This is a genomic window from Paenibacillus sinopodophylli (genome assembly GCF_005930355.1).
Taxonomy (GTDB): domain Bacteria; phylum Bacillota; class Bacilli; order Paenibacillales; family Paenibacillaceae; genus Pristimantibacillus; species Pristimantibacillus sinopodophylli.
Map to the genome: position 1 here is coordinate 1,418,799 of NZ_VDBO01000001.1, position 19,114 is coordinate 1,437,912.

A 19,114-nucleotide genomic window follows, 5' to 3' on the forward strand; every position below is an offset into this window, starting at 1 on the left:
CCCTATTCACTCAATGCCGATTTTATTTCATCATCGCCTGTATTTACCGTTATTCCGCCTTCAGTCGAGCTTACCATGCCCTGTGACTCTGCCAGCTTGCGAATACGTTCAGGATCGTTAAGCATCTCTACCTGCTTCTTCAAATCTTCCATTTCTACATTCAAGGTCTGATACTCACTGTTCAGCTTCTTGATATCCAGATTCATATCGTAGATTTGAGCGTACCTAAAGATAATGACACCAGCGACTACAACACACATTAGTACAGTGAACATATACAATAGCTTCTCTTGGACCGGCAATGACTTGCGAGTTTTTACAAGTCGTTTTGTTTCTTTAATTGCAGGTTGTTGATCCTGCTTTCGCTTAGGTTGCAGCGCTAGATTGCCATTCACGTACGCCAATTTAAATCCCCCTCTTACAATTTTTCTGCCACTCTAAGCTTTGCCGATCTTGCACGCGGATTTAGCTCAAGCTCTCTCTCCGATGGAAGAATCGGCTTGCGGTTTACTAATTTCACGGAGCCGTTGTTCCCGCATACGCATAACGGAAAATCAGGCGGGCATGTGCATTTCTCTACAAACTTGGCAAACATCTGCTTGCAAATGCGATCCTCCAGCGAATGAAACGTAATAACGGATGCGCGTCCGCCAGGTTTCAAGCAGCGAATCGTTTGTTCCAGCGCTTCTTCCTCTGCTCCAAGCTCATCGTTTACTGCAATACGAAGCGCTTGGAAAGACCGTTTGGCTGGGTGTCCGCCGGTTCGCCTCGTAGCGGCCGGAATGGATACTTTAATGAGCTCTGCGAGTTCGCCTGTCTTCTCTATCGGTGACTTTTCACGTGCTTTTACAATGTTTCTTGCGATCGAGCGTGCGAACTTCTCTTCACCATACCGATCAAGGATACGTGAGAGATCCCGTTCTTCCCATGTGTTCACAATTTCGTAAGCGGTTAGATCTCCCTCACGGTCCATACGCATGTCAAGCGGCGCATCATGATTGTAACTGAACCCACGCTCTGCCTCGTCCAGCTGCGGGCTTGATACACCCAAGTCGAACAGAATGCCGTCCACCTGCGGGACCCCGTCCTGCATAGGCACATCACAACCTCTTAACTCCTGCTCCAAATCACGGAAATTACTTCTTACCAGCGTTACTTTATCCATATAAGGTGCAAGCCTAATGCGAGCATTATCCAGCGCCGAATCATCCTGGTCGAATGCGATTAACCGACCTCCTTCGCCCAAACGGGACGCGATAAGCTCACTATGCCCCGCCCCTCCAAGCGTACAATCAACGTAGATACCATCTGGCTTAATAGCCAAACCGTCAACCGCTTCTTCCAAAAGCACTGTAATATGCTGAAACACGCCTTAGCCCTCCCATTCTTGTTGTCTATTCTAGAAGTTGAAATCGAAATCAACGAGTTTCTCTGCAATTTCGTTAAAGGTTTGCTCTGATTGTTCGTAATAACCGTCCCAAGTCTGCTTGCTCCAAATCTCAACACGACTGGAAACGCCAAGCACCATGCAATCTTTGTCCAGCTTTGCGTATTCACGCAAATGGCCAGGTATATTTACCCTTCCCTGTTTATCAAGCTCGCATTCCGTCGCCCCGGAGAAGAAAAACCGGGTGAATGCGCGTGCGTCTGATTTCATTAGCGGCAGCGTCTTCAGCTTTTGCTCTAAGACACTCCACTCGCTCATGGGATATACGAATAAGCAATTGTCCAAACCGCGGGTTGCAATAAACGAGGTGCCAAGTGATTCACGGAACTTCGAAGGTATGATGATTCGGCCTTTCTCATCAATGCTATGTTGATATTCACCCATAAACATGACTTTGAACCACCCCTTCCCCCAAGTTCACCACTTTGCCCCACTTTTCCCCACTAAGATACAATAGTTCGCCACCTAAAATAAAAATCCTGCTCCATGAGCAGGATTTTTCAGAAATATTTCATAGTATTAATGAATATTAATGTTCCAAACAAGCATACTTACTCATCTGCTCCACGATCAGTCGGCTTTTCAACTGAGTTGCGTTTCCTGCTGCGGTTTAGCCATAGAAGAGGAATACCAACAATTGCAAGCAGCACGAGTACGGGAACTGCACCTGCCAAGACGACTAGCAGAAGATTAATCCCCTCCCAAACGACCTTCGTGCTGCTAGCAATTGCATCAGACATCCGACCGCCTAAGCCCCGCTTTTCCGTACGAGCTTCGGTTAAATGCTGATCCGTCTGGTACATACGCAGCTCAACGGTTGAGAAAGCCACATTGTTATCGAGATATCGAATACGACCCTTAATCCGTTCGATCTCTTCTTGTACAACAGAGAGCTGCTCCGAGAATTTCAACAATTCTTCTGCTTTGACTGCTTTATCCATCATCGAGAGAAGTCTGGCTTCAACCAATTGTCTCGCCTTGAGCCTCGAAGCAAGGTCAACATACTCCTCAGAAACGTCCTTGCCGCCGATATTTCTTTCGAAGCTGTTATGCTTAATTTGCTCGATGCGATCAATAAACGGCATGAACCCCGCAGCCGGGACTTTGATCGTATAGCTTGAACCAATTTCACCCTCATGCTTCGTGTCCTGAAATTGCAAGATATAGCCACCGCTTTGATGGATGGCATTGCGTAACGAGGTTGCCGCCACATCCAATTGTTCAACTTGCATGCTTAACGTGGCTGTATATATGATTTTCTGGTTTAAACCGTTCAGATCAGCAGCTGTATCAGCTGTTAATCCTCCACCTGCCCCATCACTAGAACCAGCTTCACCGCTCTGAATCGCTGGCGCTTCCTGTTCTGCTGATGTAATCGCTGCCTCATTTTCCGTTAAATGGAATGAATCGCCTTTAGAATCTGACAGCGCTTCAAAAGAAGCGGTATTGCTGTTCGAGCTAGCACAGCCCGCAATCACGATTAATGCCATCAGCATAACGAATAAACTGCTAACGATCCTGCTGCTTTTTCTGTTCATTTCAAAACCCCCTTCTCTTTATTACCTTTCAGACGGCAGTTGGGAATAAAAGGTTACACTATTATTTCACTATGTAAGAAGAAACACCTGGCGACGTCCTTTCTAAAAATCCATCGTTTCAGCAAATCGTGTTGAAAAAATATGAGCTCGCCCCTCAACTTCCTTATACGTGAACAAAAAAAAGCCGCGAATGCTCGCGGCTTCTCTCTATCCGTTATTCTGTTTCTTTCCAACTGTCCAAATAAGTCTTCTGCTCTTCTGTCAAGTGATCAATCCCGAATCCAAGCGACTGCAGCTTCAATCTCGCTACCTGCTCATCCAGCTCATAAGGAACATTGACCACTTTGCTTCCAATTTCCTTATATTGCTCGTTCACATATCTGAGCGCGACTGCTTGCAGCGCGAATGTCATGTCCATGATCTCTGCAGGATGACCGTCGCCAGCCGCCAGATTAACCAATCTTCCTTCTGCCAGCAAGTAGATGCTCCGACCATCATTCAGCTTATATTCCTCAATGTTACGTCTAACGGTACGTACACTTGACGACAAAGCAGCCAGCTCCGGCTTGTTCGCTTCTACATCGAAATGTCCGGCGTTGGAAATAATCGCTCCGTCTTTCATCACTTCGTAGTGCTCACCGCGGATGACATCCCGATTGCCTGTAACCGTAACGAAAAACTCGCCAACCTTTGCCGCTTCCAGCATGGGCATTACAGCAAAGCCGTCCATATACGCTTCCACAGCTTTAATCGCATCTATTTCTGTAACGACAACATTAGCGCCAAGACCCTTGGCACGCATCGCTACCCCTTTGCCACACCAGCCGTAGCCAACAACAACGACTGTTTTGCCGGCAACCATCAGGTTTGTCGTGCGATTAATACCATCCCATACCGATTGACCTGTACCATAACGATTATCAAACAGATGCTTACAGTAAGCATCGTTAACAGCAACCATCGGGAACCTCAAAGAACCGTCCTTCTCCATCGCTTTCAGACGAATGATGCCCGTTGTCGTTTCTTCGGCTCCGCCGCGAAGGTTCTCACCGTACTCCGGATGTTCTGAATTAAGAATGGTTGCCAGATCGCCGCCGTCGTCGATGATCAAATCCGGCTTCCATTCTAACGCTTTGACGTTAAGCGCCTTAAACTCTTCTGGACTCGGATTGTATTTGGCGTATACCGTAATGCCATCTTCAACAAGCGCTGCACATACATCATCCTGTGTGGATAATGGATTGCTGCCTGTAATGGTAACTTCAGCGCCACCCGCTTTAACCACCTTTGCCAAATAAGCTGTTTTGGCTTCTAGATGAAGGGCGATTGTAACCTTTAGTCCTTTAAAAGGCTGATCTTGCTCGAATTGCTTGCGTATCGTGTTTAACACAGGCATATGTGCGGCCACCCAGTCGATTTTCAAGCGACCTTCTGGTGCCAATGATAAGTCGGCAATGATGCTTTTGTTAGCTGTGGTCATGTGATGTCCTCCTTGAATCAATTATAAATATACAATTTCATGTCCGCCCGTACGGCTGTAAGGTGCTTCCAAAAGCTTCTCAAGCCAGCTTAGGCTATAACGGTTCCAATACGCTGTCATATTGAGTACGCGTTCCTGCGGTTTGCCTAAAGGCTTAATGGATAGATGAATCCGGTCCAGCTGTCTTGTCGAAGCTTCGAACTGCTTATTGAACGCATCGACCGTTTTCGCAGACATATAGTTGATTTGCTCGATTATTTTCTGGAGATTCGTATCCCCAAGCTTGGCAAGTGAAGGCTGGACAGACGTTGCAAGCGCGAGCAGCGGTTTATATTGCTCCTCGAACGATTCTCTCGCTTCCGCGAACTGCTCTTCAATTGACAAGCCATCCTGCTGCTTCAGCCATTGCCCTTTGCGCTCCTCGAAGCAGGTCATCACATCGCCGAATGAAAGCTCATATTTGTCCATATGCTTGGCAACCGTTCCTTCGATCAATGAATAGGACATCCTTGGAACGATGATCGGCATCTCCATGCCGAGTGTTCGGAATGCCTCACCCGTCAACGCCCAATAAGCGATCTCACCTGGACCTAATACGGTTGCTAACACGGGGAACAAGTAATCCTGCATGATCGGTCTTGTTAATACATTATTACTAAGCCGCGTCGGCTGTTCCTCAGCAACGGAGAGCAGCTCCGACTTTGTCAATGAAAGCAGCCCTTTACGATCTTGAAAAACATCATCTTTCTTGTGCAGCAGCGTTCTTTCCTCGCCGTTCGCCGTATTGAAAATAAACAAATTCGCACTGCCAGACGTAACATCTGCCTGCAAAGCATAGCCAAGCTCCTTGATCTGACCAGCGGAATATTGATAGGACCGCTCCAATTCGTCATTCCGCTCAATGATGGTTTTGAACATCGGCGCTTCCAGTTGACGAATCTCTGCATCATCCGCATCAAGCAGAACGAGGCCGTGCTTCCCGAACAGATGACTAAGTATGGACGCAAAGAAATCAGATAACGACCGGGCTCTGCGAGACATCTGCCGCAGCTCCTCCAGCATAACAGGCTTAAACTCTGACGAAGGCAGTGCCTGCTCAAGTTCTTCAAGCAGCTGATCCCATTTGTCATCCTCTATCCGAGTACGGCTGACCGAAGTGCGTCCACCATCGGGCCTTGCAGCAGACAGCTTGCGCAGCTCCTGTTCGGTCGTAATCACATAAGCGTGATTGGCCTCATCCCAATCATGGTCCTCTCCTGCAATCCAGAACACAGGAACGACGGTTTGACCTAGCTGCTTGCTAGCTGATTTGGCTGCTCCAATAATAGACACAGCCTTATGGATGACAAGTAAAGGCCCCGTCCATAGCCCCGCTTGCTGTCCGCCTACGACAACAGGAGCACCGCTTGCTATTGCCGCGATGGAATCAAACACTTCCGGTGCAGCATGGGCTGCTTCGTTATAGGCACGCAGCACACGAGCCAATTGGGCAGCGTCTGCTCTCTTGGAGCTGTTTTGCCCCAATTGCTTCAACCTAGTTTCCCAGTCTTCTTCCGCTCCCGCATGATAGCCGTATAAGGCTGCAACGCGTTCATCTTCACGACGTATATAAGCCTCTGTCAAAGGCTGAGCGCTTGGCAATGAATACGATTCTTCTCTCATAGCGCAGCCTGTAACCTCCCGTATAAATGTCGCCAATGCGACTTCATATGAATTAACGTAACGGTACAATTGTACACAAAGGAGAAGCCGTCCGTCAAAAGAAAAACACCTCTTTCTGGAAGAGGCGCACGGCACATCTTATTTCTGTTATGCGGTGAACATTAATTTGCCAATTCCGATACACATAAAGAGTATGTAAAGCAAACTCATCGTAAAAAAACTCAGCCGCCAAATGGTCCGGAATATCTTCTTGCCATCCACCTTGCCCCGTTTGCGGAACTGAGCATTGCCGAGCAGCCCGCCACCTATAATCATAAACAACAGAATACCGTATAGGCCGAACTGACTGTTGAAAAGCCTATCGAACAGAACGGCTACGCAGCCGATCAATAATGCCGTTGTAATATCCATGGCCATTCGGAACGCTTTCTTGCGGTCTTGGACGTAAGCCCCATAACCAAATAAGATGATTGCGAAAGGTATGATTGGAATAACGGCCAAATAAGCATATACATGCTTAACACTCTGCCAGATCATGTCCATCTTGCTTCACTCCTCCATATTCGGCTTCGGATGCAGCGTTTTCACAAGTGCAATCACTGCTTCGTTTAGCGGCGCCCGCTGCCCAAGTTTCCTGGCTAGCATGACAACACCTCCATTAATAGCATCAATTTCTGTCGCTCTTCTACCTCGAATATCACTCAGCATAGAGGAAACATTGCGGCTTGTATTGCGGCATACATCTATAATCGTCTGCCAGCTGTCCTGCTGCGGAAGCATCCCAGCCTGGATGAGAACTTGCTCCGTCTCCGCATGCAGCGCACGCATGAACTGCTCGCGCGAGGGATGCAGCGGCAATTGGCCATTCTCTACATCAAATATAGCGGTCAGCGGATTAATGACCGCATTAATAAGCAGCTTGTTATACATACGATTATCCCAGTTATTCGACAGAAAAGTGGCAAATCCTGCCGATTCCAGTATAGAAACCAATATTTCTAGTGACTTATCTTCAAAAATGTCTCGTTTCCGTCCATTTGCTGTCCATTCCCCGATCCAGAGCTCACCCTTGCCTGTGTGCTCAACCGTATGGCCGTCCAACCGTTTCGCTCCTTCGGTTACAGTAACAGCATATAACGGAATGCTGGGCAATCTTTCCATGATGCGCTCCAGATGGCCTATACCGTTCTGTAAACAAACAATCGCAGTTCCATCCCTTCCACGACTTGTTGCCAACTTCTGAAGCAGTGATAGAAGCTGCTCATTCACATCTGTTTGCTTCACCGCTACTATAATCCAGCGCGTACCGCGTTCGCTTCGTCTTGGCAATATTGAATGGCTGCGCTCAGCTTCGAGCGCCGATGCACCAAGAACCGCAACACTCCGCTCTCCGCCTTCTCCCAGCTCCCGCAGCGTAACACCCTTCTCGGTCAGAAGAGCCGCCTGCTCACTGCTGCGCGTCCAAATGGTCACAACTCCGCCTGCATCAGCCAGCTTTGCACCGAATAAAAGTCCGAGCGAGCCTCCGCCAATAACATCGATTTGCACCTTATACTCCCCTTCTGAGCAACAATTGCTCATCGCTTTTGGACATTATCGTATCAAATGATAGGAAAACAGGGCAAGCTTTCCGGCATAAAAAAAAGGCTATACCTTCTGCAAGGTCAGCCTCTCTTCGCTTTCAATAGCACTTATTCAATACGTTCCAAGTTTCCATTTGCATCCATTTTGAATCTAGGCTTTGCTTCATCATCATTGGTAAGCACCGTAAGTCTTCTTGCCCGATCCATAATTTGAATCAATGTTTTGTAATCATCGTTAACGGTACGATAGTCGGTTTGAGCACTGTTAACCTCTTTGGACAATCTCTCATTCTGATCACGCAATCGATATAGCTCTTCCTCTTTTTCTTTCAGTTCCTTCTCATACCATTTCATTTGACGCGTTAAATCTTGATAACTCGTCTTCCATCCACGGAGAAAACGAATGACGGCATCTACAGATAGACCTTCTTCAATCGTGCTGCCCTCTGCTTTGAAACTACGCTCATCTGTCTCGAATACAGCAATAGATGAAACGTGCGGTGTTGCTACAACGGTTTGTTTTTTCAAATAATTGCGCTTCTGGCGCTGCTGTTTAGCGATTTGGATGGCATCCTCATACCGTTTGCGGACACAGCTGTTCCAACGAAATCCGCAGGCAGCAGAAGTACGTCCTATACGTTCACCAACCTCTTCAAAAGCTGCAAGCTGTGTACTACCTTCGCGAATATGGCGCAGCGTCACCTCGGCGAGAATTAAATCATCGTCTGGACTCCACGCATCTTGTCTAATTGCTGTCATGCAACAAAAACCTCCTAACGTAAAGGCGCTTACTTTATCTCTATGCCCTTGGTAGAGTTCATAGAATCTATTGGATACTAATTTGTATAACCATTTTTCAGCATACTCATACATGTTTGCTCCTATATTTGAGCAAACTAAGTATGAATAAGCAGGAGTTCCCTGTCCTAAACAAAAAAAAAGTGATTTCATCACTGATTTTGGTTTACACTTATTTCACCAAACGTTATAATGATCATTAGAAAATCGGGTCGCAGCGAGAGGGGGATATTATCATGGCACGCATGTATCGGGTACTTGGTTTTTGGACCCTGGTAATCGGACTAATGGCTTTCGCAGGCCATATGACGGAATTTGCGCTTTTGTTTTTCGCACAAGCCGTTGCTTTCGTATTTCTAGGTTACTTGAATTTCTCCGAAAGAACTTACATCGTTATGTTCTGGGGATATATGATCATTTCATTCGTGGGTTTCACGTATTGGTCGGTCTTCAAGATGGACTTGCCGTTCTAACCTAAGCAACTAAGCTTGGTAGAAGGCAGATTGTTCCCAAACCTTTCACAGGTTCGGAGTATAAGTACAGAAGCTGAAAGGCGTACATACTTAAGAAAAGGTGCCAGTCCGCGAGGACTGGCACCTTTTCTTTGGACAGGCTAATTATTATCCAGAATCATCACCTTGAACGATTCGCTCATTTGATCACTTAGCAGCAGCTGCCTGATTGCCCTGTTTTTCCGAGCCTCCTCGCTAAAGGGGTCTGGATTATGATGGTTTTGCAGAAGTTCCAATACGCCGTTATCGATTAAAAATTGTTTCTGCGTCATATACGCAATGAATCTCCAGCCGTTAGCCTCCGCTTCCTTGCGCACAAAGGTAAATGGGACGTGAGAAGTGATGTCCTGTTGGCCGACCCTGATATAGGGATTATCACTCACGGTATGCTGCCAGTAGCAAAGCAATGTGCCATCCATTCTGTGCTCAGCCGTATATTCAGCCGCTTCATGCCCGTAATCAATCAGGACAAGCCTTGATTTCTTCATTACCTTACTGAGCTTTATTAAAAACTCACTCGCCCCCGTATGAATTTCTGTACGTTGTCCTTCCTCTAGCTTAATACCGTCTCTTGCAAGCCATTCTAGAACACGATGATCCTCCAGCGGCATCAGCACCTCATAAAAGCCCCTCTCAGCATCGCCAGCCACTCCAAGCTCCATCAGCTCGCCAGCTACGGTTTGAACGCGGCGTACAGGAAATGCATCAAGAAGCTCATTAGCTATAACTAGTGCAGGCTCTCCAAGCCAGCGGGCTTCCCAAGCATCTGACGAGGATTCGAATAAAGGAGCCAACCCCATTGCTTCGTATTGTGCAAAAGCTTCCTGCGCTGCTTCCCGGTGCCCAGGATGATCCTCAATAAGAATATGCTGTATCAAGTGCTGCCACTTGCTATCTCTCTTCAAGACGGAAGCTGCGATTTGGGCTGACAGCCTGCCCGTTCCCGCTCCCCACTCGATAAGCTTTAGAGGTACGCCTATCGCTGCCGCATAGGTATGAACATAGCCCTCCAGCACCTCGGCCATAATCGCACCTATACCTGAGCTTGTATAGAAATCGCCTTGCTTGCCTACCCGCGATTGACCCGACCGATAATAACCGTAATCAGAATCATATAAGCATACATTCATGTAGTCTAGGAATGAGATGCACGGTACGTGAACGGCGTTGCCTTGCATGTCGACATAGCTGCCAGTCTTACTGGAAGCCGCAATGCTCGCTCCTATCGAAGCAGATAGCTCTTTTTCATACATGATGAGGTTCATCCTTTTCCAAATGTAAGATATAATAGAATGGATTGCCGCATAAAATGAATGCTGAGGAGGGACGATGCCGTTGACTTTGCCACCTGAGCGCAATCGTATTTCCATAGCAGCCACGGCGTTGCTGCTCGTTACAGCGCTCCTGTTCCGAGTTACCGCGTGGGCAGCACCTCTAACGGCTGATGAATCGGATTTGCACGCTTTGTTTGAGAAGAGCTTATCTGTCGTTGAAATCGATAAAGAAATTGCCCGGATCGGAGAACAGAAGCAACAGCTCATGCTGACCATGACAGACACTGAGAAACAGCTTGTACTGCAAGAGCAGCAAATAGCGGACAAGCAAGATGAAGCAGGCAGCGTCCTGCGCGCTTATTATATGGGTGAACGAGACTTTCTGCTTAGCGCTCTTCTCTCGTTCAATTCGTTATCAGAGCTGTTCCAAATGCTCGATTATGCGGAAATTATACTTACCCATGATAAGCATACCCTTCATACTTATGTCGATCAATACAAGCAGGTCAAGGAAGGCTACCGTCAACTGCAAACCAGAAGTGACGAATTGATCGCCGTAGAAGAGCAGCTTCGAGCACAACGAGAGCGCGTACTGACGCTTGAGAATGAGCTTGATCAGGAGCTGTCCGGCCGCTCTGATGCCGAGAGAATTCGAATCTTAATGACGGAGCTGACCTCCTATTGGGAGACAGCCGGTATCACTGAGGTGAAACAATATTTTCGCGCGCTCTCCAAAGCGATGAAGAAACTGCCAGGCTGGGTACAGGACAATAAAGACCTTCTTGAGATTAAAGGCTTTAATTACACGATTCGAGTGCCGCAAGACAGCTTGAACGCTTTTCTCAGAGAACAGAATGACATCTTCAATCAATTTGAATTCACATTTGTGAATGGCCAGGTTATTGCGCAAGGCAAACGTGAGAACATGGAAATAAAAATAAGCGGCCATTATACGATCGAGGATGAGCCTAAGAATGCCATCATGTTCCACGTTGACGAGCTGCTGTTCAACGGTTTTTCCTTGCCTGATACGACCAAAAGCGCATTGGAAGAAGAATTTGATCTTGGCTTCTACCCTGACCTTATTGTTTCTTTCCTCAAAGCAAAGTCTGTTGACATGAAGGACGGCGAGCTTACGATTAAGCTAAGCTTGAAGCTTTAGCGAATTAAATTTTGAACGATTAACTCGAATAAAAGCCGTCTTCATCAAGCAAAAACGTCTGCGGCGTCCTTTAGACGCTGAAGGAGCTTTGACGGTCAAATATAAGCCCTTTATAAGCTAACAAACTTATAAATTCTTATATTTCAAAAAAGAGCCTGTTCTCTATTCACTCGAGAACGGCTCTTTTTATTGATCAAGCTCATTCAGAGCGTCCAGATATGCCGATATTTCAAGCGTAGTCTCTGAATAGGTACGCCATATTTGCTCACGCTGCTGCCACTTTTCAGGCCAATGCGGATCTGGAATCGGAAGCTGCTGATCTGCTTTCTTGGCGTTGAGCACTTTCGTCCACCATTCTGGCGGGATATGTGCCTGTTCCCTTAACAAAGAGCTGTTGAACGCATATAATGAGGCTCTTGCCGGCAGCTGTCCCGATCGATCATAAACAAGCTGCTGGTTGTTGATATCGGACATTTCTTGGATCCACAACATCGCTTCGTCTTCCATCCTACTGCTGGAAGACAAGACATAGCTGCGTCCGTTTAGCCATGGGTAATGAATCTGCTCCCGATTCACATTCAGCTTGCCCCGAACAGACTCTGGCAGCTTCTCATAATCATTCCAAGTCAGAATAGCAGCGAGCAGCTTGTTCGTTTCGAATGCTTTGGTTAGAGCAGCTGTTTCATCCCCGTCAATTCGGCTGATATTCGCCCTTCGCTCCTGGAACCATCCGAGCTGCATCATCTGGTTCTCGCTGACAGGCAACACCTGCAGACCGTCGCTTAGATTGTTGCGGAAAGCTGACAGCCACACAAGCTGCTGATAAAGATCTCCTGCCCCCCAGTTGACTATGCTTGCTTCAGGATGAAGTTCTATCATCTTAAGCGCAGCTGCTTGATAGCCAAGCCAATCTAGCGGAGGCTCCTTTAATCCCACTTCCTCCAGCAGCGCACTGCTCCACACGACGAAATAGGGATTCAAATCCTTCGGAACACCCCATAAGTAACCATTCCATTTGAGCGGTTCCAGCAAACCAGCCATTTGATCCGTAAGCGTATCACCTGTCATTATACTGTCTGCGGGTTTGAGGAAGCCTTTCACTGCAAATGGCCTCACCCACCCGTTGTCCAGCAGCATAATATCGGCAGCCTCGCCACGTTGACTCTGAAGCGACCATTGCGTATATGCATCCCTCTTTGATGGCTCATTTACAAGCTTCACCTGGATATGTGGGTATTTCATCATGAAATTGCGATTGAGCTCCTGCAACTGTTGGAACTGTATATACGTCAAGGAAACGTTTACATGAATGTTCGTAAGTTGATCGACAATGAGCTCACCAGGTACGGTCTGTAAATTGGATTTGCCATCCGGCTTGCCTATGCTTGCAGGATTAGCGTCTTTTGAGAAGGGGATAAGCAGCAATGCCGCCAACAATAAAGCACCTAATAAAAACGGCACATATTTTCTGGGAGTCACAGCCTTCTTCCTTTCATCCTAAAATCTACTAAAAACAGGATAACAATAAATTCAAGCTTTGTCCAAATGAACATGATTAGTGAACATGCCAAGCACAAAAAAAGACCCCCTCATACCGAGGGGGTTGCCGCCTTAGCCGTTATAGCAAATCTGCTGCTAGCTGCGCCAGCTTCGAGCGCTCACCCTTCTCCAGCGTCATATGACCGCTCGTTCCTTCAGCTTTGAATCGCTCGACGATATGCGTGAGCCCATTGCTGATAGAGTCAAGGTAAGGATGGTCAATTTGCTCGGGATCACCCATGAGTACGATTTTGCTTCCTTCACCAACACGCGACACGATCGTTTTCACTTCATGCTTCGTTAAATTTTGCGCCTCGTCAATAATGATGAATTGTCCTGGAATGGAGCGTCCGCGGATATACGTTAACGCCTCCACCTGAATACTTCCCATCCCCATCAATATTTTATCGATATCGCCTGATTTCTTGGTATCAAATAAATATTCCAAATTATCGTAGATCGGCTGCATCCATGGACGCAGCTTCTCTTCTTTCTCCCCTGGCAAATAACCAATATCTTTGCCCATTGGGACAACCGGCCGTGCAATCAGCAACTTCTTGTATTTGTGTTCATCCTCCGTTTTCAGCAAGCCTGCTGCAAGCGCGAGAAGCGTCTTACCCGTTCCTGCCTTGCCCGATAACGTAACAAGCGGGATATCATCATTCAGCAGCAGCTCAAGCGCCATACGCTGCTGTGCGTTGCGAGCGGTTATGCCCCAGACCGGATCATTGCTTAGGAATAATGGCTCAAGCCTTGCCCCATCCTGGCTGACCTTCAGTAGCGCCGACTTCGAAGTTCCCATTTCATCTCTCAATATAACGAATTCGTTCGGATTCAGACGAATATTCAAATGCATGTTATTCACGGTCAAGAAACGATACGTATAAAACTCATCAATGACTGCAGGATGCACATACAGCGTCATATAACCTGCGTAGAACTCTGACGACACAACGACTCTATCAGACAGATAATCCTGCGCCTGGAGCCCCAGCACGTCTGCCTTAATCCGTACCAGTACATCCTTGCTTACGAGAACAATGTTCCGTTTCTCCGTTTCATTTTCTTGCTCTATATGGTAATTCAGCGCTACCGCTAATATCCGATTATCATTGGACATTTCACCGAACATTTCCTGAACGCGTATAAAGCTGCGATGGTTCAACTCCACCTTCAGCAGACCGCCGCTTGGAAGTGTAATACCTTCGTGCAAATGTCCTTTTTCTCTCATCTTGTCAAGCAGTCGGGATATTTGGCGCGCGTTTCTTCCTAATTCGTCAGCCAACCTCTTCTTAGAATCAATTTCCTCCAACACGACCGCGGGAATTATGACTTCATTATCATCGAAAGCAAAAATCGCTTGCGGATCATGAAGCAGCACATTTGTATCGAGCACGAATATTTTTTTCATGAGAACCCTCCCGGCGTTGGATATCATTAGAGGCCATACATAGCAATTCGCTGCTGCGGGTACACTATGGCGGACAAGTAACTTTCATTTTCAACGAGAAAAAGAGGTGGCAAACATGTTCAAATGGCTTACTTCTGCGATCATTGTTGCGATTGTAGCGACAGGCTGCAGCACCGCCGCACGTAATGAGACATCACCCTCTCCACGAAATAATGGCCGTGTTCATACTCAACAGACTGAACCGCGTAAGAAGGAAATTAAAAATTCAGAGCAAGTTGCGGCACATCTGGAACAGTTGGCCAAAGGAATTGATGGAGTAACGAACGCGCACTGTGTCGTGTTCGGGAATACCGCGATTGTCGGCATTGATGTTGAAGCCAAGATGGAAAGGTCAAGAGTCGGTACAATTAAATATTCAGTTGCTGAAGCCTTCCGCAAAGATCCTTACGGCATCGATGCACTCGTTACAGCGGACATGGATCTCTCCCAACGCATCAATGAAATTGGAGCAGATATCAAGCGCGGCAGACCGATCGCCGGTTTCGCCGAAGAGATGGCCGATATTATGGGAAGATTAATTCCACAGCTTCCTCGTGACCTCATCCCGCAGGAGCCAGAGCATCATGAAGCTCCAACAATGAATAAGAAATTGTAAACATCCCCTTGAAGACACAAAAAGCCTAGTGGCATACCACTAGGCTTTCTTCATAGCCGCAGAAACTTGTACAACCCTGTTGCCGCCGGCATTTATGTTATTCGGTTGATCGCACACAATAGTAGCGGACAAGCACGCGGCATCAAGCATCGCGTCCCGCACTCTTGGCATGCTCGAGGTCCAATCGTCAGAAACCGTAACCAGCTTATGCACAGGAACGAGAGATAGCATGGAAAACACGTCGATCATTGGCTCGGCTATTGCAGATACGGTATGGGTCATTCGCATGACCTCCTTCTGAACAGATTCAACTATGGCCTCTGTAGTTGTATTATAACTAACATATTAACGATCGTCTATGGTTATTCAGCCAATTTTGCTTGAAGCGCGGCCTTAGCTTCTTCCAGCTTCGCATCATCTAAATAGACATATGGGCTTCTCCAAGTACCTTCTAGCGGAATAAAGGTAACATCACTGGCGCTAATGCCCAAATAGGTTGTCATCATATTTTTGATTTCCTTGGAAGGCATATCCATCGTTAGGTTATTACCAACGGCTTCAATCAAAGCAGGCAATTTGGTCACACCGTCAAACGATTTCAGCTTGTCTGTCAGCGCACTGATTACCTTGCTCTGGCGTGCATTACGGTCAAAGTCGCTTGACATGTTTTTGCCGTTATTCGACTTCCGGTAACGAACGAAATCCAGTGCCTTCTCTCCGCTTAGAGATTGAACGCCTGGTTGTAGATCAATGTTCGTACCGTCCGCACTGTCTTTGTATTTCATTCGCATATCAACATCCACTGTAACCCCGCCAAGCGCATCGACAACATCAGCAAAACCTTGGAAATTGATAACAGCAGAATACTTAATATCGATGCCAAAAAACGTGCTCATTACCGTTCTAACTTCTTGCTTCGCATCCGCATATGCCGCTTCTTTTTTGAGCTTCTTCTCATTCAATGCATTCATATAGAAATCGGCATAGAAACTGTTCGCTTTCCGCGCTCTGTATCCGTCCACATTGATATTGGTATCCCGTGGAATTGTGACAATCGTTGCTGATTTCGAATTCGGATTGAAGACGGCTACCATCATGACGTCGGTATTCAAGCCTCCACCGTGAGCCCTCGCATCAATACCCATCAGCAGCATAGCAACCGCTTTTTTGTCGACTGTTTCTCCTGGCGGTATAACGACCTCACTATCGACAGGTGAAGATATTTGTTCAACTGCCTCATCTGCTTTGAAATATAAATAAGCAAGTCCCGCAGCCATTATAAGCAGAATCGCAAACACAATTACAAAAAACGTTTTAAGAAACGAGCGCTTCTTGGCCGGTTTTTGTTTTTTTGGTTTGGCAGGTTGACGAGAACTCGTTCTTGGAGGTAATGTCGTTGATCCTTTGCTCATATGTTCCACCTTCAAGTTCAGTTGTATTTGGGATTAGATTCAATGTCCGTCAATAGCTGTTCGCCGAGCTCACGTGGGTATAGCTGAAGCTTGGAACGTCCATCCTTTTCATATTTCACATGTATCATCGTATCGTCGGTCTTCATAATGACATAATTAGACAGACCATGATCCTCTGATAGAATTTGCTCGAAAAAAGTCAACGTTTCAAGCGCAGCTTGGTCATCCGGCCTGCCAACTGCTACCACTTTGATCTGCAGCCAGTTGAATAAAGCATCCTCCAGCTTCATTCGCCAGATTTCACTTCCTGCGGTGCACGCTCTGCTTTGTTACCCTTCCACTTGTCATAGAGCTGGCGTCCTCTTAGCATCATCATCATAAGAACAGCTACTCCCATACATTGAATAATCGGCAGCTTGTCTACTTGTAGAATCATAAGGACGAAGGAGCCGAAGGCGATCAACGCATACACAAGTATTTCTTTGAATAACGGTAGCTTCTGCTGCGCACGAAACACTTTATTGAATATGTATATCGTAAAGCCCAGTATGATTAGATACGAGATTAGCTTATGGTCGCTTAGCCATGCCTGCATGCCGCAAACCCCCTTCAGTGAATGTAAACGGCTTGCGCCGTCAATTAGTTGCAGCGCAACAAGGAATCGGGTGAAATATAAGTGGGACTATAAGCATAAGCACTTATAATCCCACTTATATTCTTAAAGAAAACGTAAGGCTCTGCATAGGTGCAAAACCTTACGTTTGTTTAATGGTTTGCTCTTAAACGCTTGCTTGAGCATTTTTACGGTTTTTGTCCGCACGCTCGCGCTCGCTCTTATTCAAGATTTTTTTACGAAGGCGGATCGTCTTCGGTGTAATTTCACAATACTCATCATCATTCAAGTACTCAAGCGCTTGCTCAAGCGAGAACAGACGTGGGCTTTTCAGTGTTACGGTGTCGTCCTTACCAGCAGAGCGAATGTTGTTCAGTTGCTTCACTTTACAAATATTGACGATGATGTCATTCTCGCGCGTATGCTCGCCTACGATCATGCCTTCATAAATTTCAGTACCCGGCTCCAAGAATTGAATACCGCGGTCCTCAACGCCCATCATGCCATAGAATGTTGAAGTTCCGTTCTCACTAGCCACGAGCACGCCTTGGTGACGTCCGCCTACGCCTGCACCAGCAAGTGGGCCGTAGCTGTCGAAAGCGTTGTTCATGATTCCATAGCCGCGTGTCAGTGTTAGGAATTGTGTACGGTAGCCGATCAAGCCGCGAGCTGGGATTTTGAACTCCAGACGTACTTGGCCATTTCCGTGGTTGATCATATTGAGCATTTCAGCTTTACGAGTTCCAAGGCTCTCCATAACAGCGCCCATGCTTTCTTCAGGCGTGTCGATCAATAGACGCTCGTAAGGCTCTTGCTTCGAACCGTTGATTTCTTTGATAATAACTTCAGGCTTGGATACTTGAAGCTCAAAGCCTTCACGACGCATGTTCTCGATTAGAATACCAAGGTGAAGCTCACCACGGCCAGAAACGATGAATGCATCCGGGCTGTCCGTTTCTTCTACACGAAGTGCAACGTCAGTCTCAAGCTCTTTGAAGAGACGCTCGCGAAGCTTACGGGAAGTAACCCATTTTCCTTCACGGCCTGCAAACGGGCTGTTGTTGACAAGGAACGTCATTTGAAGAGTAGGCTCGTCGATTTTGAGAACTGGCAACGCTTCAGGCTTCTGAGAATCAGCGATCGTTTCACCGATATTGATCTCGCGGATACCTGCGATTGCGATAATATCGCCTGCGCCTGCTTCTTCAATCTCAACACGCTTCAAACCAACGAAACCAAATAGCTTCTCGATACGGGCTTGCTTATTGCCGCCTTCACGAGTCATTACAGCTACTGTTTGACCTTGCTTGATGATACCGCGGTTAACGCGTCCAACAGCAATACGGCCTAGGTATTCATTATAGTCAAGCAAAGTAACAAGGAATTGCAATGGCAGGGTTGTATCTTCAGTTGGTGAAGGAATGTTGCTAACAATTGTCTCGTAAAGTGCTTCCATGTTCTCATCTTGCTTCTCAGGATCCATGCTGGATGTACCCATAAGCGCTGAAGCATAAACAACTGGGAACTCAAGCTGCTCATCATTGGCGCCAAGCTCGATAAACAAATCTAGAACCTCATCTACTACCTCTTGAGGTCTAGCATTAGGACGGTCGATTTTGTTTACGACAACGATTGGTGTTTGGTTCGATTCAAGCGCTTTGCGCAATACGAATTTCGTTTGCGGCATACAGCCTTCGAACGCATCAACAACCAAGAGCACGCCGTCAACCATTTTCATAATACGCTCAACCTCGCCGCCGAAGTCAGCATGTCCAGGCGTATCCACGATGTTGATCAAATAGTCTTTGTAGTTAATAGCTGTGTTTTTAGCCAAGATCGTAATACCGCGCTCACGCTCAAGATCATTTGAATCCATTGCGCGTTCCTGTACTGCTTCGTGATCGCGAAACGTACCTGATTGTTGAAGCAGTTTGTCAACCAATGTTGTTTTACCGTGGTCAACGTGGGCAATAATGGCGATATTCCGTAGTTTCTCTCTTGCTTGCATAACTTGTAATCCACTCCAAT

The 19,114-nt window shown here is 46.8% G+C and carries 20 protein-coding genes; 3 read left to right on the top strand and 17 right to left on the bottom strand.

Annotation, left to right across the window (positions count from 1 at the left end; translation table 11 throughout):
- Positions 1–2: 2 nt before the first annotated feature.
- The 9 genes from ftsL to FGT79_RS06580 all read right to left on the bottom strand — a co-directional run bounded on the left by ftsL (position 3) and on the right by FGT79_RS06580 (position 8,469).
- Positions 3–395, bottom strand: a complete 393-nt coding sequence (ftsL, locus tag FGT79_RS06540; protein ID WP_246096317.1) for a cell division protein FtsL — start codon at positions 393–395, stop codon at positions 3–5.
- A gap of 23 nt (positions 396–418) precedes the next feature.
- A complete protein-coding gene (gene rsmH, locus FGT79_RS06545) occupies positions 419–1,369 on the bottom strand; it encodes a 16S rRNA (cytosine(1402)-N(4))-methyltransferase RsmH (protein ID WP_138751924.1) in 951 nt (316 codons plus the stop codon).
- A gap of 30 nt (positions 1,370–1,399) precedes the next feature.
- Complete coding sequence (gene mraZ, locus FGT79_RS06550) at positions 1,400–1,837, bottom strand: division/cell wall cluster transcriptional repressor MraZ (RefSeq protein ID WP_138751925.1); 438 nt, start codon at positions 1,835–1,837, stop codon at positions 1,400–1,402.
- A gap of 161 nt (positions 1,838–1,998) precedes the next feature.
- On the bottom strand, positions 1,999–2,985 hold the full coding sequence (locus FGT79_RS06555; protein WP_138751926.1) for a DUF4349 domain-containing protein: 987 nt from the start codon (positions 2,983–2,985) through the stop codon (positions 1,999–2,001).
- A 214-nt stretch (positions 2,986–3,199) separates the two neighbouring features.
- Positions 3,200–4,465, bottom strand: a complete 1,266-nt coding sequence (locus tag FGT79_RS06560) for an adenosylhomocysteinase (protein WP_138751927.1) — start codon at positions 4,463–4,465, stop codon at positions 3,200–3,202.
- A 21-nt stretch (positions 4,466–4,486) separates the two neighbouring features.
- On the bottom strand, positions 4,487–6,127 hold the full coding sequence (bshC, locus tag FGT79_RS06565; RefSeq protein WP_138751928.1) for a bacillithiol biosynthesis cysteine-adding enzyme BshC: 1,641 nt from the start codon (positions 6,125–6,127) through the stop codon (positions 4,487–4,489).
- Between the two features lie 147 nt (positions 6,128–6,274).
- Complete coding sequence (locus FGT79_RS06570; RefSeq protein ID WP_138751929.1) at positions 6,275–6,670, bottom strand: DUF3397 domain-containing protein; 396 nt, start codon at positions 6,668–6,670, stop codon at positions 6,275–6,277.
- A 6-nt stretch (positions 6,671–6,676) separates the two neighbouring features.
- A complete protein-coding gene (locus FGT79_RS06575) occupies positions 6,677–7,675 on the bottom strand; it encodes a ketopantoate reductase family protein (protein WP_171056102.1) in 999 nt (332 codons plus the stop codon).
- Between the two features lie 143 nt (positions 7,676–7,818).
- Entirely contained in the window at positions 7,819–8,469 is a 651-nt protein-coding gene (locus FGT79_RS06580) for an RsfA family transcriptional regulator (protein WP_138751931.1), read from the bottom strand.
- A 275-nt stretch (positions 8,470–8,744) separates the two neighbouring features.
- Between FGT79_RS06580 and FGT79_RS06585 the strand changes: the two genes are divergently transcribed.
- A complete protein-coding gene (locus FGT79_RS06585; RefSeq protein ID WP_053375484.1) occupies positions 8,745–8,981 on the top strand; it encodes a DUF2626 domain-containing protein in 237 nt (78 codons plus the stop codon).
- Between the two features lie 140 nt (positions 8,982–9,121).
- On the opposite strand, the gene FGT79_RS06590 is transcribed toward FGT79_RS06585, so the two are convergent.
- Entirely contained in the window at positions 9,122–10,273 is a 1,152-nt protein-coding gene (locus tag FGT79_RS06590; RefSeq protein WP_171056103.1) for a class I SAM-dependent methyltransferase, read from the bottom strand.
- A 76-nt stretch (positions 10,274–10,349) separates the two neighbouring features.
- On the opposite strand from FGT79_RS06590, the gene FGT79_RS06595 reads away from it, so the two are divergent.
- Entirely contained in the window at positions 10,350–11,456 is a 1,107-nt protein-coding gene (locus FGT79_RS06595) for a coiled-coil domain-containing protein (protein WP_171056104.1), read from the top strand.
- 186 nt (positions 11,457–11,642) lie between these two features.
- Here the strand turns inward: FGT79_RS06595 and FGT79_RS06600 are convergent, their stop codons facing one another.
- Positions 11,643–12,935 (bottom strand): ABC transporter substrate-binding protein, encoded by a 1,293-nt coding sequence (locus tag FGT79_RS06600; RefSeq protein ID WP_138751934.1) that lies wholly within the window; start codon positions 12,933–12,935, stop codon positions 11,643–11,645.
- A 139-nt stretch (positions 12,936–13,074) separates the two neighbouring features.
- Complete coding sequence (locus FGT79_RS06605) at positions 13,075–14,406, bottom strand: PhoH family protein (RefSeq protein WP_138751935.1); 1,332 nt, start codon at positions 14,404–14,406, stop codon at positions 13,075–13,077.
- 115 nt (positions 14,407–14,521) lie between these two features.
- Here FGT79_RS06605 and FGT79_RS06610 point away from each other — a divergent pair, with 115 nt between their 5' ends.
- Positions 14,522–15,061: a YhcN/YlaJ family sporulation lipoprotein gene (locus tag FGT79_RS06610; protein ID WP_138751936.1), complete on the top strand. Its 540-nt coding sequence runs from the start codon at positions 14,522–14,524 to the stop codon at positions 15,059–15,061.
- Between the two features lie 39 nt (positions 15,062–15,100).
- On the opposite strand, the gene FGT79_RS06615 is transcribed toward FGT79_RS06610, so the two are convergent.
- The 5 genes from FGT79_RS06615 to typA form a co-directional block, all read right to left on the bottom strand.
- Complete coding sequence (locus tag FGT79_RS06615; RefSeq protein WP_138751937.1) at positions 15,101–15,343, bottom strand: hypothetical protein; 243 nt, start codon at positions 15,341–15,343, stop codon at positions 15,101–15,103.
- Positions 15,344–15,423: 80 nt separating this feature from the next.
- Positions 15,424–16,473, bottom strand: coding sequence for an LCP family protein (locus FGT79_RS06620; RefSeq protein WP_138751938.1), 1,050 nt, complete (start codon positions 16,471–16,473; stop codon positions 15,424–15,426).
- A gap of 17 nt (positions 16,474–16,490) precedes the next feature.
- A complete protein-coding gene (locus FGT79_RS06625) occupies positions 16,491–16,763 on the bottom strand; it encodes a hypothetical protein (protein ID WP_138751939.1) in 273 nt (90 codons plus the stop codon).
- Positions 16,760–17,068 (bottom strand): YlaH-like family protein, encoded by a 309-nt coding sequence (locus FGT79_RS06630; RefSeq protein ID WP_138751940.1) that lies wholly within the window; start codon positions 17,066–17,068, stop codon positions 16,760–16,762. The genes FGT79_RS06625 and FGT79_RS06630 overlap by 4 nt, the downstream gene beginning before the upstream one ends.
- 184 nt (positions 17,069–17,252) lie before the next feature.
- On the bottom strand, positions 17,253–19,094 hold the full coding sequence (gene typA, locus FGT79_RS06635) for a translational GTPase TypA (RefSeq protein WP_138751941.1): 1,842 nt from the start codon (positions 19,092–19,094) through the stop codon (positions 17,253–17,255).
- Positions 19,095–19,114 lie beyond the last annotated feature (20 nt).

Excerpts from the sequence above, each read along its gene's own strand:
- FGT79_RS06560 (WP_138751927.1), bottom strand. The coding sequence starts at position 4,465 with ATGACCACAGCTAACAAAAGCATCATTGCCGACTTATCATTGGCACCA.
- FGT79_RS06630 (WP_138751940.1), bottom strand. The coding sequence starts at position 17,068 with ATGCAGGCATGGCTAAGCGACCATAAGCTAATCTCGTATCTAATCATA.
- FGT79_RS06620 (WP_138751938.1), bottom strand. The coding sequence starts at position 16,473 with ATGAGCAAAGGATCAACGACATTACCTCCAAGAACGAGTTCTCGTCAA.
- FGT79_RS06590 (WP_171056103.1), bottom strand. The coding sequence starts at position 10,273 with ATGTATGAAAAAGAGCTATCTGCTTCGATAGGAGCGAGCATTGCGGCT.
- FGT79_RS06585 (WP_053375484.1), top strand. The coding sequence starts at position 8,745 with ATGGCACGCATGTATCGGGTACTTGGTTTTTGGACCCTGGTAATCGGA.
- mraZ (WP_138751925.1), bottom strand. The coding sequence starts at position 1,837 with ATGTTTATGGGTGAATATCAACATAGCATTGATGAGAAAGGCCGAATC.
- typA (WP_138751941.1), bottom strand. The coding sequence starts at position 19,094 with ATGCAAGCAAGAGAGAAACTACGGAATATCGCCATTATTGCCCACGTT.
- FGT79_RS06555 (WP_138751926.1), bottom strand. The coding sequence starts at position 2,985 with ATGAACAGAAAAAGCAGCAGGATCGTTAGCAGTTTATTCGTTATGCTG.
- FGT79_RS06595 (WP_171056104.1), top strand. The coding sequence starts at position 10,350 with ATGCCGTTGACTTTGCCACCTGAGCGCAATCGTATTTCCATAGCAGCC.
- FGT79_RS06625 (WP_138751939.1), bottom strand. The coding sequence starts at position 16,763 with ATGAAGCTGGAGGATGCTTTATTCAACTGGCTGCAGATCAAAGTGGTA.
- FGT79_RS06610 (WP_138751936.1), top strand. The coding sequence starts at position 14,522 with ATGTTCAAATGGCTTACTTCTGCGATCATTGTTGCGATTGTAGCGACA.
- FGT79_RS06570 (WP_138751929.1), bottom strand. The coding sequence starts at position 6,670 with ATGGACATGATCTGGCAGAGTGTTAAGCATGTATATGCTTATTTGGCC.
- FGT79_RS06605 (WP_138751935.1), bottom strand. The coding sequence starts at position 14,406 with ATGAAAAAAATATTCGTGCTCGATACAAATGTGCTGCTTCATGATCCG.
- bshC (WP_138751928.1), bottom strand. The coding sequence starts at position 6,127 with ATGAGAGAAGAATCGTATTCATTGCCAAGCGCTCAGCCTTTGACAGAG.
- FGT79_RS06580 (WP_138751931.1), bottom strand. The coding sequence starts at position 8,469 with ATGACAGCAATTAGACAAGATGCGTGGAGTCCAGACGATGATTTAATT.
- FGT79_RS06615 (WP_138751937.1), bottom strand. The coding sequence starts at position 15,343 with ATGACCCATACCGTATCTGCAATAGCCGAGCCAATGATCGACGTGTTT.